General features: G+C 38.0%; 13 protein-coding genes and 1 pseudogene. 4 read left to right on the top strand and 10 right to left on the bottom strand.

Features of this window, described 5'->3' with window-relative positions:
- Positions 1-84: 84 nt before the first annotated feature.
- Positions 85-558 (bottom strand): OsmC family protein, encoded by a 474-nt coding sequence (locus ACXJIE_RS02610; protein ID WP_456479420.1) that lies wholly within the window; start codon positions 556-558, stop codon positions 85-87.
- Positions 551-1927 carry an argininosuccinate lyase gene (argH, locus tag ACXJIE_RS02605; protein ID WP_456479419.1) on the bottom strand — a complete coding sequence of 459 codons (1377 nt, stop codon included), beginning with the start codon at positions 1925-1927 and terminating at the stop codon, positions 551-553. Before argH ends, ACXJIE_RS02610 begins: the two co-directional genes overlap by 8 nt.
- Positions 1928-1998: 71 nt before the next feature.
- Between argH and ACXJIE_RS02600 the strand changes: the two genes are divergently transcribed.
- From ACXJIE_RS02600 to ACXJIE_RS02590, 3 genes are read left to right on the top strand one after another with little or no spacing between them, the layout of a single operon-like run.
- Positions 1999-2274 carry a flagellar basal body protein gene (locus ACXJIE_RS02600; protein ID WP_456479422.1) on the top strand — a complete coding sequence of 92 codons (276 nt, stop codon included), beginning with the start codon at positions 1999-2001 and terminating at the stop codon, positions 2272-2274.
- A gap of 5 nt (positions 2275-2279) precedes the next feature.
- Positions 2280-3425, top strand: a complete 1146-nt coding sequence (locus ACXJIE_RS02595; protein ID WP_456479418.1) for an HD domain-containing protein — start codon at positions 2280-2282, stop codon at positions 3423-3425.
- Positions 3422-4177 carry a hypothetical protein gene (locus tag ACXJIE_RS02590; RefSeq protein ID WP_456479417.1) on the top strand — a complete coding sequence of 252 codons (756 nt, stop codon included), beginning with the start codon at positions 3422-3424 and terminating at the stop codon, positions 4175-4177. The genes ACXJIE_RS02595 and ACXJIE_RS02590 overlap by 4 nt, the downstream gene beginning before the upstream one ends.
- On the opposite strand, the gene ACXJIE_RS02585 is transcribed toward ACXJIE_RS02590, so the two are convergent.
- The 7 genes and pseudogenes from ACXJIE_RS02585 to ACXJIE_RS02555 form a co-directional block, all read right to left on the bottom strand.
- Positions 4174-5652, bottom strand: coding sequence for a putative bifunctional diguanylate cyclase/phosphodiesterase (locus ACXJIE_RS02585; protein WP_456479416.1), 1479 nt, complete (start codon positions 5650-5652; stop codon positions 4174-4176). The genes ACXJIE_RS02590 and ACXJIE_RS02585 overlap by 4 nt on opposite strands.
- The gene (locus tag ACXJIE_RS02580) at positions 5642-6031 is read right to left on the bottom strand and encodes a hypothetical protein (protein ID WP_456479415.1); all 390 of its coding nucleotides are present in this window, start codon (positions 6029-6031) and stop codon (positions 5642-5644) included. Before ACXJIE_RS02580 ends, ACXJIE_RS02585 begins: the two co-directional genes overlap by 11 nt.
- Before the next feature lie 2 nt (positions 6032-6033).
- Positions 6034-7526 (bottom strand): annotated as a pseudogene (locus ACXJIE_RS02575) (nickel-dependent hydrogenase large subunit).
- 1 nt (position 7527) lies between these two features.
- Complete coding sequence (locus ACXJIE_RS02570; protein ID WP_456479414.1) at positions 7528-8457, bottom strand: NADH-quinone oxidoreductase subunit B family protein; 930 nt, start codon at positions 8455-8457, stop codon at positions 7528-7530.
- Between the two features lie 106 nt (positions 8458-8563).
- Positions 8564-9871 (bottom strand): sodium ion-translocating decarboxylase subunit beta, encoded by a 1308-nt coding sequence (locus ACXJIE_RS02565; protein ID WP_456479413.1) that lies wholly within the window; start codon positions 9869-9871, stop codon positions 8564-8566.
- A complete protein-coding gene (locus ACXJIE_RS02560) occupies positions 9872-11638 on the bottom strand; it encodes a biotin/lipoyl-containing protein (protein ID WP_456479412.1) in 1767 nt (588 codons plus the stop codon).
- The gene (locus ACXJIE_RS02555; RefSeq protein WP_456479411.1) at positions 11628-11852 is read right to left on the bottom strand and encodes an OadG family protein; all 225 of its coding nucleotides are present in this window, start codon (positions 11850-11852) and stop codon (positions 11628-11630) included. The genes ACXJIE_RS02560 and ACXJIE_RS02555 overlap by 11 nt, the downstream gene beginning before the upstream one ends.
- A gap of 116 nt (positions 11853-11968) precedes the next feature.
- On the opposite strand from ACXJIE_RS02555, the gene ACXJIE_RS02550 reads away from it, so the two are divergent.
- Positions 11969-12214 (top strand): hypothetical protein, encoded by a 246-nt coding sequence (locus tag ACXJIE_RS02550; protein ID WP_456479410.1) that lies wholly within the window; start codon positions 11969-11971, stop codon positions 12212-12214.
- A 91-nt stretch (positions 12215-12305) separates the two neighbouring features.
- Here the strand turns inward: ACXJIE_RS02550 and ACXJIE_RS02545 are convergent, their stop codons facing one another.
- Complete coding sequence (locus ACXJIE_RS02545) at positions 12306-12917, bottom strand: 3'-5' exonuclease (protein ID WP_456479421.1); 612 nt, start codon at positions 12915-12917, stop codon at positions 12306-12308.
- Positions 12918-12940: the final 23 nt, after the last annotated feature.

Genomic DNA, 12940 nt, shown 5'->3' with positions numbered 1-12940 from the left:
GTTATCAGCAATTTTTTCATTTTTATCCTTTTTTTGGGTTATTATATCAAAAAGTGTCTCCGGACCCCGGAGCTTTTGTTATCCTCAGGCGACACAGCCGAAGCCGTCGTCGTCATCTTCAAATTCGTGGGTATGTGCGGTTTCTCCTGAAATTATACTTTCTTTAAATGCTATTGTCTCACCGTTGTTATGGATTGAATAATATATTTTGCTTGTGTTTCTTATTGTGTTTATTGTCGAACAGTATGTCTCAAGCGAGCTTAGCACCCATCTTCTCGCAGTCATGGCGTCCGCGTTTGAATCGAATTTATAAATGAAATGAAACTCCGTAAATATTTTGGGAAACGTCTCTTTTCTTTTATATTCTATTTCCAGTGAAAAGTTATGAAGTTCATAACCTTTGCTTTTGGCAAGCTCCACCACATCATACGCCGAGCAGTTTCCAAGGCCCGTGATAAAAAAATCTATGGGGGTGTATTTTTTCGGATCTACTATAATAATGTCTTTGCCGTTGGTGGCTTCATACAGATGATCGCTTAAGTGTCTTATTTTAATCATTACTCTCCTTTAAAAATTTTTCGAAATATTTTATCTGTTCTTCGACCCTTTGAGGTGAGGTGCCCCCGAGGCTTTTTCTTGAATTCATTGAATTTTCGAGGCTTAAATCCACATCGTCTCCGATTCTTTCGTCGATACTTTTAAGCTCTTCAATACTTAAATCGCTTAAATCCGCGCCTTTTTCTTCCGCTAACGCCACGGCTCTTCCGGTAATGTGGTGGGCTTCCCTGAAGGGGACTCCTTTGTTTACCAAGTAATCCGCCAAATCCGTGGCCGTTAAATGCCCTTTTTTGCATGCCTGATACATTTTCTCTTTGTTTACCGTCATCGTTTTTAAGGTTTCATTTAAAATAGTCACGGAAATAAGAGCCGTTTTAACGCTGTCAAAAACCCCTTCTTTATCTTCCTGCGTGTCTTTGTTGTAAGCGAGCGGCAGACCTTTCATAACGGTTAAAAGGGCTACGAGGTTTCCGTAAACCCTTCCCGTTTTTCCTCTTATGAGCTCCGGGACGTCGGGATTTTTCTTTTGAGGCATAATCGAGCTGCCGGTTGAATATTCGTCGCTTAATGTTATAAACCCGAATTCGCTTGTCGACCAGATAATAAGCTCTTCGCTGATTCTGCTTGCATGCATCATAAGCATTGATATGTTAAATAAAAGTTCAAGCGCAAAGTCCCTGTCGCTTACCGTATCGAGACAGTTGACGGTAGGCTCTTCAAACCCCAACGCTTTTGTTGTTTTGTTTCTGTCGATAGGGTGGGGAGTACCGGCAAGCGCCGCACATCCTAAAGGGTTTTTGTTGTTTCTTTTATAACTCTCAATAAATCTTTCATAATCCCTTTTAAACATATTCGCATATGCGAGCATATGGTAAGCAAAGCTTATGGGCTGCGCGTGCTGAAGATGCGTCATGCCCGGAAGCAGGGTGTTTTTATGCTCTTTTGCTATGTTTACGAAAGTTTGAATAAGCTCTTTTATTTTTTCCGCGATTTCAAGGTTTCTTTTTAAACTCCATCTTCTGAAATCCACGGCCACCTGGTCGTTTCTGCTTCTGGCGGTATGGAGTTTTTTGCCTGTGTCTCCGATTAGTTCAATAAGTCTTTTTTCAATGGCCATGTGCAGATCTTCATCGCTTATGTCCCATTTGAATTCACCGTTTTCAATTTCTTTTTTTATCTGTCCTAAGCCTTCTTTGATTTTGTCGGCTTCTTCTTTGGTGATTATCCCCTGATCCGCAAGCATTTGAGAGTGGGCAATCGAACCTTCGATGTCTTCGATATAAAGTTCCCTGTCGAACATAATGGATGCATTGAACTCGTCAAGCAGTTTTGCGGCACCTTTAGAGAATCTGCCTCCCCATAATTTCATATGAATTCCTTTTTTTGGTAGAATTATACTATATCATTATTTTATTTGAGAATTGAGAATGGAAAATTGTGATGATTAATACAAATGTAAATGCGCTTCAGGCTCACCAATCACTTATGGATATTAACGCAAATAACGTTGCAAACGTTAATACGGAGGATTTTAAAGCAACTGATGCTGAAATCGTTGATAAACTTGAAATAAGCGCAGATATTGCTGATTCAGGGATGGATTTAACAAAAGAGCTTACGGATCAGATTGTTATAGGAAACGGTTTTAAAGCGCAGATTCCTGCTATAAAAACCCAGGATGAAATGACAAAAACACTTCTTGACATTAAGGCGTAAACAAAATGAATAAAAAACTGATAAAACTTCTGTTTTCCACGGCTTCGATAGAAAGATGGAACGATTTGCCACGTCCCGTAAAATTCATTGAGCTTGACAAGCAGGCGCACAGAATGATAATAGCGTATGTGTTGGCACATTTTGAAAAAGATACTGATTTTTACAAACTGATTCATCTGGGAATTGCGGGAATACTCTACCGTGCCGTTTTAACGGATTTGAAATCCCCGGTATATCACTATTTAAGGAAAAAAAAGGGTAAAGAGCTTGATGATTTCGTCCTTGAAAATTTAAAGGGGGTAATTGATGAAGAGTTAGAATATTATGTTAAGATATTCAATTCGGACAGTTCGAAAGAAAAGAGAATTTTATCAGCCGCAAGTTATTTGGCAAGCAAGTGGGAATTTGATATTATTTACAATTTCGCCCCGGGTATTTACGGAATGAGGGAGATTAAAGAAAATATTGAAAACGAACTCGAGGATTATTATGACTTGGAAGGTGTAAAAGTACTCTCGCTTAAAAAGAAAAGTTATGATTTTGTCTCGCTATGCGGTAATCTGAGGTTTCAGAAAAGATGGGCAAACACCCCGAGAGTGCCGGAAACATCTGTTCTTGGCCATATGCTTTTTGTTGCGATTGTTGCTTTTTTGTTTACAAAAGAATACGGCGGCGGCAGCCATAAAATTTATTACAATTTTTTCACCGGGCTTTTTCATGATTTGCCCGAGGCCCTTACAAGGGACATAATAGCGCCTGTTAAACATAACGTGCAGGGGCTTGATGAAATACTTAAGAGTTATGAAAATTTTTTAATAGATGAAAAAATACTGCCGCTTGTACCTAAAAATATTAGGGATGAACTTAAAATTTTAATCACCGACGAATTTGCGGATAAAATCATCGGTAAAAACCGCATCATAAAAACCGAGGCGGAAAAAGTCTGCGGTGTCGAAAAAGGCATTGACGGAAGCCTTATTAAAGCCGCCGATCATTTTGCCGCTTTTACGGAAGCGTTAATGAGTATAAATCACGGCATTAAATCTGCAGAACTGATTAATGCAGTTGATACTCTTATTAAAAAATATTCTGAAAAGAGGCTGTTTAACATAGACTTTTCCGTATATTTTAACAAAGGTTTTTTTGAATGAGAAAGCTTATATATATAATCTGTTTTTCTGTTTTTATGTGGGCGAAAAGCGTTGAATTTTATGCGTTTACCGTAAATTCGTCATATGAGGAGTTTGACAGCAGGGGGAATTTTGTAGACGGTGATTATTCGGATTACGGAGAATTAAACGGCATTGGGGTTAAGTTGAATTCCAAAAACGGCGTATATTATTATCTTAAAGGGGAATTTTCATACGGAAGCGGAACTTATAATGGCAGCACATGGGGAGGCGTTCCTCTGATAGTTAAAAAAGACGACGTTTTCCTGTTGTCGTTTGAAGGCGGGTTTTTCCCGTATAATACGCCTTTTTATATTTCGCTCGGATACAGGTATTGGAACAGGGGAGAAAGCGGTTATCCGGGGGATTATAACGAAAAATACTATTGGCCTTATTTTGGGGTCGGATATCATTATCTGTTAAAATTCGGAAAATTTTATTTCAGTACCGATGTCGGTTACCAGTATGCGCTAAATCCTCTGTTAAAGGCCGAACTGGCCGGGGGGATTGTATTGCATCTGTATGATACCGAGGGTTTAAAATTCGAGGCGGAAGCCTATTTTAAAATAGAAGAAAACCTAATGATCAGTTTTATGTACCGCTACCAGTTTTGGCATATCGGCGGAAGTGCCTCGGAAAACGTTTTATTAAACTCTCAGAATGTTCAGGTTTACGAACCGGAAAGCTATACGAGAAATCAATATATAGGGGCGGGTGTTTTATATAAATTTTAATTTAAAACGCATTGAAAAAGCTTTTCTATTTTATAAGGTTTGTGGAAATGGTAACCCTGATATTTAATACCGGGGTCTTTGGGAAGTTTTTTTAGCTGTTCTTTTGTTTCTATTCCTTCCAGAACTATTTTCATATCGAGGGTTTTCGCCATATTGATTATTGATTTGAGAAGTTTCTGATCTTTTTGACTGTAAGGCAGGTTGTCAATAAACTTTTTATCTATTTTGACAATGTCGAAAGGCAGATCCCTTAAATAAGCGAGTGAAGAGTATCCTGTTCCGAAATCGTCGAGTGAAAGGATAAACCCCATTTTTTTTAAAGAGAAGAGAATTTCGCTTGCCGTTGAAAGGTTGGAAGAAAGCGCCGTTTCAGTTACTTCAAAGTAAATTTTAGAAGAATTCAGTCCCGTGTTTTTTAATTTTTTTAAGAAATTTATTAAATCGTAATCGCCCAACAGTTTTGCGGATAAATTAACGGTAAAAAAAATATCGGTTTTTTTATGAAGTTTAATTACTTCCGAAATCTGCCAGAATGTTACGTCTTTTATTAAATGTATATCGTCTTCGAGTACGGGCATAAAAACGAAAGGGGAAATCAGTCTGTTGTTTTGTTTGAGTCTGAGAAGTGTCTCAGCTCCTATTATACTGTAATCGGTACTTAAAACTATCGGCTGGAAACAGTTTATGAAAAAATCGTTTTTAAGTGCGTTTTTTATGTAATTTCTGAGTTTTGTAATTTTGGTAAGGTCGCTTTTCATGGATTCGTTGAAAAAAAGATACGTTCCTTTGCCGGCTTTTTTTGCTTCGTACATTGCAATGTCCGCTTTTGTAATGATTTCTTGGAAATTATCAAATTTTTTGATTATGTATATTCCTATGCTTGCCCCTAAAAAAAGGTTTAAGCTGTCTATTTTAACCGGTTTTTTTAAAGTATCGATTATTTTTTGTGCTATTTCTTTTATTTTTTTTCTGTTTTCTATGTTTTTTAAAATTACGGTAAATTCGTCGCCGCCTATTCTTGAAACGAGATCTTCTTTTCTTACCATGTTTTTTATTTTATCGGCAACGCTTTGCAGTACCCTGTCGCCGATATTGTGTCCGTATGTGTCGTTAATAAATTTGAATCCGTCTAAATCTATAAACAAAAGGGCGAAAGGACTGCCTGTGAGTTCGTATTCTTTTATCAGAAGTTTCAGTTCTTTAAAAAAAAGATATCTGTTTGCAAGTCCCGTTAACTGGTCGAATTTTGCTATTTTATCCAGTTTTCTTGCATAAGCTATTTTTTCATTGTATTCGTCTTCTAAGTGTTTTGTCCTTTCTTTTACTTTTTCTTCAAGAAGTTTTTTTTCCTTTTCAAGTTCGTTTAACGCCTTTAATACCTTTTTATATTGCGAGATTGAATATTTGGCATGAAGCCGTGCCGCTTTTTGCAATACTTTTATTTCATTTTTCAGTGTTTTTTCATTAATGTTCATTTAACACCTTTATAAACTCTGTTATTTCATACAGGTATTTTTCTATATTTTCAGGATCGAACGGTTCATTGCAGGTATACAGCGTATAATATCTGTCGGTACATTTTAATAAATAAAGCAAAGCGGTTGAGTGAGTGTACTCTTTTATTTCAAGCTGGTCTATGTCTTTTTTTGTCAGTATTTTTTTATCCGTCACTCCGTAATCTATTATTAAAATTTTATTTTCATCTTCAAAATACGGGGCCAGACTCATGCCTCCCACACCGCCTTCTATGATTTCCGTGTTCGGTATATTCAGTTTTTTAAGTTTTTCATAAATTAAAATTCCGAAATTGTCGGGATATGCAAATCTGTTGCCTATACAGATAACTTTTACCAATATCAGACCTTTACTTTTAAAGTGCTGTTTTTGTCTCCGATAAAATGGACGGTGCATACGAGACACGGATCAAAACTTCTTATAATATGACCCATTTCCATTGGATTTTCAGTATCTTTAATTTCGGTACCTATTAATGCCTTCTCCCACGGGCCTTTGTTTTCAAGCGAATCTTTCGGGGAGCCGTTCCACGTGGTGGGAGAGATTATCTGGTAGTTTGAAATTTTTCCGTTTTTAATTTTTATCCAGTGCCCCAGCGCTCCTCTTGCGGCATGTGTCAGTCCGACGCCTTTTGTGTTTTGTGTTTTTCTGTTTTTTTTATATAAAGGTTCGTTTAAATTTAAAATTATAGATTCTATCTCCTGTAACATAAAGGTTATATATCTTACGGGTCTTATCATTCTTGCAAACTGTCTTACGAATACACTGTCGCCGAACCGGTTATATAAGTCGGTAATCAAACTGTTTTTAACAACAAGTTCTTCTCCCAGCGGGCCGGTTTGTAATACATCGTTACCGTATCTGGGGGCTTTTGCGAATGAATAACCGTTTTTTTTCTCCGTGTCGGGAACGGTGTTTTCATCAAACGGCGAGTTTTTCCCCCTTCATACCATGAATATGTTACATCTTCTGTGATTTTGCTTATATCCAATTTTTCTGTTCGTCCGTTTTTGTAAACGGACGGCGGGATTAAATTTTCGGTTTTTTCTTCCATAGATCCGTAATTTATGAAACCGCAGCCGCTTTTTCCTATATTAAACAGATTGCTTTGCTTTGCAATGTTTAAAAAAACGGAAATCTGGGAATAATGGTTGCGGTCCGCGAAGTTTTCCAAGTCTTTGTAACCGGTAACATCGGTTTTAAAACTTTCCATATCACATTGCAAAACTTCGTTTTCATACCATTTTTTTATTTTCAAAAGCAGAAACTTAATCCTTAATATTTCCAGATCGTCTGAAAGTACGCTGAGTCCTCCGGGAACCATATGGGAGGTGTGTGGCCACTGTCCCCCTATATAAGCAATAATTTTCACTATTTCTTTTGTTATGTCAAGTACTTTTTTTGAAAATTCTCCTTTAAAAGGCGCATATAATTTTTTTGCGGTTTCGAAAAACGGGGCTTTTTTATAAAAATCGTTTGCAAAATCCGCCATAAACATTAAAAAAACTTGCCTTAAATCGCTTTGCAGGTTTTCTGAAATCAGCGAAATATTTCTAAATCTTACCGCCTGAACAGGAGGTTTTATATTGTATGCGTTTTCAAGAGCTTTTACGGCCGCAGTTAGATGTGACACAGAACAAATGCCGCATACCCGCGGCGTGATAACCAAAGCGTCCAGAGGATCACGTCCTTTTAGGATGTTTTCAAAACCTCTGTAAAGCGTTCCTATGCTTTTTGCGTCGGTGATGATATTGTTTTTAATGTTCACTTCGATATCCAAATCGCCCTCCACCCTGTTTACCGGTATTCTTAAAGTAATGTTTTTCGACGACATATCAGACCCTTTGTTTTCTCTCTTTTAATCTTTTGGGCGCCGCGGCCGCCGCCATATCTTTGTATGCGAGATAATGCGCCCTGTCCACGCCTTTTGGAAGTTCCGCAGGCGTTCCCACTATATTCGGGGTTTTAAAAAACGGGTAATCCTGCGGAAAATCCGGCCTGGCACAGCCGAAACACGGAACTCCGGCCCTTGTTTTTGAATTTACTTCGTTCCACAGGTATTTGTTGCATGCGGCGTTTGTCGTAGGTCCTTTACATCCCAGATGAAAAAACATACATCCTCTTTCTCCGAATTTGTGCTCTTCAACTTTATATTCGTGATATTCGTTTCTCGTACATCCCTGATGTACCGTAAAGGTGTATATCTCTTCCGGAGCCTGGTTTTCGGTGAGTTTTATCTGCAGTCCGTTTGCTATTTCCTCTAATAAAACCGCAAGGGCTTTGGGGTGTATTGGGCAACCCGGCAGATTAATTACGGGAAGTCCCGATTTGGATATAAAATGTTTTCCTAAAAAACCGCCTTTTTGCTCCTGTTTAAACTGTAAGCCAACGCCCTGAAGTTCATTTTCAGATCCGAATCCCCCGAAAGATGCGCAGGTTCCTACGGCAATCACATATTCCGCTTTATGGGCTAGTTTGTGGATTAAATCTTTTTTTTGTTTTCCCATAAACGTGTTAAACATACCTGTGCCCTCCGGGCCCAATACGACATTGCCTTCCACGCACAAGATGTCGAGCCTGATATCCTCTTTTAATATACGTTCGATTTTTTCTATATGCTGAAGGCATGAAAGGTTTGACAGGGAAGGGTGCCATATTACATTGATGTTTAACTGTTCAAATAGCTCGTATAAATTGCATTCACAGTTTAAAAAAGACATTGTGTCGCCCCCGCAGCCCCCGCTTTGTAACCAGTATAAATTCATATTCCACCTTTATATGATTAATTAAAAATTATATATATGTTAAATTTTATCAGGATTTACTGTAAAAAAGCAATTACTATAAGAAATAGTTATAAAAGGGGAGAGGTTAAAAAATGGAAAGTAATACCCCGGCGGCAATGGCGCTTCCGATAACGCCCGCAACGTTTGGGCCCATTGCGTGCATTAATAAAACGTTTGTAGGATCTTCTTTGACAGCTTCTCTGTTCGCAACCCTTGCAGCCATAGGCACTGCGCTGACACCTGCGGCGCCTATTAGAGGATTGATAGGCTCTTTTGAAAATTTGTTCATAATTTTTCCCATTAAAACACCCGCGGCGGTTCCGATTGCAAAAGCTATTAGTCCCAATATCAAAATACCGAGCGTTTCGGGAACCAAAAATTTCTCGGCCGCGAGTTTGGAACCGACTGCAAGTCCTAAGAAAATGGTGGTGATATTAATAAGTTCGTTTTGCAATGTTTTGCTTAGTCTCTCAACCACACCGCTTTCTCTTATGAAGTTTCCGAATGTCAAAGCACCGATAAGCGGACTTGATTCCGGAATAATTAAAATAGTAAGTACTAATACCACAAGGGGAAAGAGCATTTTTTCAAGTTTAGAGACTTTTCTTGCGGCTTTCATTTTGATTTTTCTCTCTTCTTCGGTTGTTAAAGCTCTCATAATAGGCGGTTGGATTAAAGGTACGAGCGCCATGTAACTATAAGCCGCTACAGCAATGGCTCCAAGCAGATCGGGAGCCAGTTTAGATGCTATAAAAATTGAAGTAGGGCCGTCCGCCCCTCCGATAATCGAAATAGCCGCGCTGTCCTGAAGGGAAAAGTCAAATATTCCAAGCTGGGTTAATGCCACGGCACCGACTAACGTACCGAAAATTCCAAACTGTGCGGCGGCTCCTAAAAGCGCCGTTTTAGGATTGGCCAGAAGCGGACCGAAATCCGTCATTGCTCCCACACCCATAAAAATGAGTATTGGAAAAAGTTCGTTTGCAATTCCGGCTTTATACAGCTCTCCTATAAATCCTCCGTCACCTATAATGTTTGCAAGAGGTATGTTTGCAAGAAGCCCTCCGAATGCTATGGGTATGAGTAAAAGCGGTTCAAATCCTTTTTTGATTGCGAGGTAGAAGAGTAAAAAAGAAATAAGAATCATAATAATTCTTCCGAAACTCTGGTGAAATTTACTGACTTTTTCGCCAAGAGCGTTTTTTACATTGTCCTGTGGGTTTAAAAACGCATAAATTCCCGTTTGTTTGTAAAAGCCCACTAAAAGCTCGCTTATACTTTTTTCATGATGAACCTGTGCGGTTTTTGCGGCATCGGATTCCGAATTGTTCGCCGAGAGTGCCAAAGGGGAGAAAAATAAAAAAAGCGCTAAAATAATTGCTTTTATTCTCATTTAATCCTCCTCAATTGTGACTAATATATCACCTTCGTTAATTGAATCGTTGACTTTTACCGGAATATGCGCAATGATTCCGTTTACGGGTGAAGGAATGTCAATTTCCATTTTCATTGATTCTATAATCATAAGTTTATCTCCGGCTTTTACCCTGTCTCCCGGATTTACAAGTATTTTCCATACATTTCCCGGAACAGGCGATTCCACTTCAACCACATCATCAGATGTAGGCTCAGTAGTTGCAGGTTTTTTTTCGAGAGGTTTTGTTTCTTTAATTTCAACTTTTCCTTCTTTAACTTCAACATTGAATACTTCACCGTCGACTATAACAGTATAAACTCCGTCAGATTTACTCATTTCTTCTCCTTTTTTTCTAATCATAAGAGGACTCTCGCCTTTTAAAAACGCTATACCTTTTTCCTGACATGAAGCCGCAATAAATATATTTTCTTCAGTGGTTTCGATGCCTTCTTTTTCAAGCAGACTTTGCCAGTATTTAATTGTTTTTCTTTCATCCCTGTCGGCAATATCAAGAGGGTTTTCGTCTGTAGGTTCAAGATTTAACTGTTCGCTTGCAAGTTTTATAATCTCTTCATCAGGCTTAACGGGTGTTTTTCCAAAATACCCGAGTATCATTTTTCCGTATCCCGGGGCTATTTTTTTCCAAGGTCCGAACATTACGTTGTTAAACGCCTGCTGCCAGTAAAACTGGCTTACCGGTGTTACGCTTGTTCCGAATCCTCCCTTTTCGACAACTTCTCTCATGGCTTTTATAACGTCGTTAAATTTATGAAGAATATTATTATCCCTCATCATCTGGGTGTTTGCGGTAAGAGCGCCGCCCGGCATGGGTGAGAGGGGAATTATAGGATTTACCTGTGTGGCTTCGGGCGGGAGGAAATAATCTTTAAGACATTCTTTAAGCGTTTCTTCGTATTCAATTATTTTATCGATTTCCAAATCGCCGAGGTTGTAAGGTTTGCTTTTTACGGCATGAAGCAGGGTTATTATATCGGGCTGGCTCGTTCCTCCGCTGACAGGCGCCGCTGCCAAATCTATCCCGTCGACTCCCGCTTCGAGTGCGGCGAGATAACTTGCAACGCTGATTCCCGCCGTTTCATGTGTGTGCAGTCTTATATGGACGTCTCTGCCCAAAAGCTTTCTCGCCATTTTTACGGTTTCATATATTTTATTGGGATTTGCAGTCCCCGTAGCGTCTTTGAAAGCGACGGAGTCGAATTCCACGTTTTCGATAATATCCCTTAATATTTTTTCGTAAAATTCTACGGTGTGAGCACCCGTGCATCCCGGCGGCAGGTCCATTATAGTTACGACGACTTCATGTTTCATTCCCGCTTTTTTAATTGCTTTTCCGCTGTATATCAGGTTGTTTACGTCGTTTAAGGCATCAAAATTTCTAACCGTAGTAGTGTTGTGTTTTGCGAATAGTTTTGCAAAAAGATCTATCATCTCACGGCTTCCGGTATCAAGCATCACCGTGTTTATACCTCTTGCAAGGATTTGAAGGTTTGCCCCCTTCGCACGCTTTGCAAACTCATCCATCATATCAAACGCATTTTCCTGAAGATAGAAAAACAGACTCTGAAACCTCGCTCCGCCCCCGAATTCGAAATGCTTAATCCCGGCTTCGACCGCGGCGTCAACCGCAGGCAGGAAATCTTTCATTAAAACCCTGCCTCCGAATACCGACTGAAAGCCGTCCCTGAAAGTCGTATCCATTATATCAATGTATTTAGCTGCCATTTTGAGTCCTTTTATGATGTATTGCCGCCGCAATTGCCGCCACTTTTTTTAATTTGTCTTTTTTTGATTTCGGTCTTTGTTTTGGGGGTTCATCCTCGGGGAAATATTTTTCAATTATTTTTCTTTGAAATTCAAGAATAACGGTCAATAAGTAGAGAAATGCGAAAACCACCGTCATTCCGAGTACCATATATTTGAGAGCTTCGAGTATCATGGCGTCTCCTTAAAATTTTGCAAATACTAACAAATAAGTATAGCAACAATGTAGCAATAAAATGTGATAACGTTTTTGTAGTATTAAATCTGTTATAATTATAAAAAAAGAAAAAAATGGGGAAAAAAGAGTATTTACAAAAAGAATTAGATTTTATTTTAGAAAAATTAAGATTTTGGAGATATGTAATTTTATTACTTATATCGGGTATTATAGGAATAATAAGTGCTAAAAAGATAGAATATTTGTATATATTTTTAGTTTTTTGTGGAATTGTTATACTTTTTTTTGCAATAAAAAGATTAGATAATTTAACAAAAGAATATAAACTGTTTCTTCAGGAATTAAAGGAGAGTGAATGAAGGAATTTTTATTTTACGGATTAGGATTTATTGCAATAGTTTTATTTTTTTATTTTATGTGGATCGATACTAAATCTTTACGTGATAAAAATTAAATTTTTTTACAGTTTTGAAGTTTAATATACATCAAGGCGGTCATTATTGCATCGTTTAATGCATCATGTTTACCAATAATAGGAAGGTTCAGATCTTTCATAATGGAATCAAACCTCAAATCTATATGTTTTTGAGGAATAAAGCCTATTTTTTTATCGTAATAAACGGCTGAAATTTCTATTTGTCTGTTAGGAAGCTTGATTCCGAGGTATCTTTTTGTGAGTTTATTAAGCATTGCTATGTCAAATTCGAGGTAATATCCGACAAGAGGTCTGTTTTTTATAAAATTTAAAAACTTTTTTATTGCCGTTTCCGGTTCAAGCGCGTTTTTAAGCATATCGGGCGTTATTTTATGAATTTTAATACTTTCTATGCTAAGGGGCTTTGAAGGTTTTACAAAAATGTGGAATTTTTTACTTAAAAGGATTCTGTTGTTTTTAACAATAACGGCTCCTATTGAAATTATTTCGTCTTTTTTCCGATCAAGTCCCGTGGTTTCGGTATCAACCACGATAACTTCATCACCTTTGTATTCATCAAACAGAAATTCAAAATTTTTATCTTTAAGTTTTTTCTTTTCTAATTCTTTAAAAAATTTCCCAAACATCAAAGCACACTTAAATGAAAGTG

The sequence above is a fragment of the Nautilia sp. genome, from assembly GCF_053994455.1.
The sequence above is the reverse complement of the archived record's forward strand: the minus strand, read 5'-3'. Positions and strand labels throughout refer to the sequence as shown.

What these genes read in the sequence shown, in the direction of transcription:
- ACXJIE_RS02610 (WP_456479420.1), bottom strand. Translation starts at nt 558, where the DNA reads ATGATTAAAATAAGACACTTAAGCGATCATCTGTATGAAGCCACCAAC.
- argH (WP_456479419.1), bottom strand. Translation starts at nt 1,927, where the DNA reads ATGAAATTATGGGGAGGCAGATTCTCTAAAGGTGCCGCAAAACTGCTT.
- ACXJIE_RS02600 (WP_456479422.1), top strand. Translation starts at nt 1,999, where the DNA reads ATGATTAATACAAATGTAAATGCGCTTCAGGCTCACCAATCACTTATG.
- ACXJIE_RS02595 (WP_456479418.1), top strand. Translation starts at nt 2,280, where the DNA reads ATGAATAAAAAACTGATAAAACTTCTGTTTTCCACGGCTTCGATAGAA.
- ACXJIE_RS02590 (WP_456479417.1), top strand. Translation starts at nt 3,422, where the DNA reads ATGAGAAAGCTTATATATATAATCTGTTTTTCTGTTTTTATGTGGGCG.
- ACXJIE_RS02585 (WP_456479416.1), bottom strand. Translation starts at nt 5,652, where the DNA reads ATGAACATTAATGAAAAAACACTGAAAAATGAAATAAAAGTATTGCAA.
- ACXJIE_RS02570 (WP_456479414.1), bottom strand. Translation starts at nt 8,457, where the DNA reads ATGAATTTATACTGGTTACAAAGCGGGGGCTGCGGGGGCGACACAATG.
- ACXJIE_RS02565 (WP_456479413.1), bottom strand. Translation starts at nt 9,871, where the DNA reads ATGAGAATAAAAGCAATTATTTTAGCGCTTTTTTTATTTTTCTCCCCT.
- ACXJIE_RS02560 (WP_456479412.1), bottom strand. Translation starts at nt 11,638, where the DNA reads ATGGCAGCTAAATACATTGATATAATGGATACGACTTTCAGGGACGGC.
- ACXJIE_RS02555 (WP_456479411.1), bottom strand. Translation starts at nt 11,852, where the DNA reads ATGATACTCGAAGCTCTCAAATATATGGTACTCGGAATGACGGTGGTT.
- ACXJIE_RS02550 (WP_456479410.1), top strand. Translation starts at nt 11,969, where the DNA reads ATGGGGAAAAAAGAGTATTTACAAAAAGAATTAGATTTTATTTTAGAA.
- ACXJIE_RS02545 (WP_456479421.1), bottom strand. Translation starts at nt 12,917, where the DNA reads ATGTTTGGGAAATTTTTTAAAGAATTAGAAAAGAAAAAACTTAAAGAT.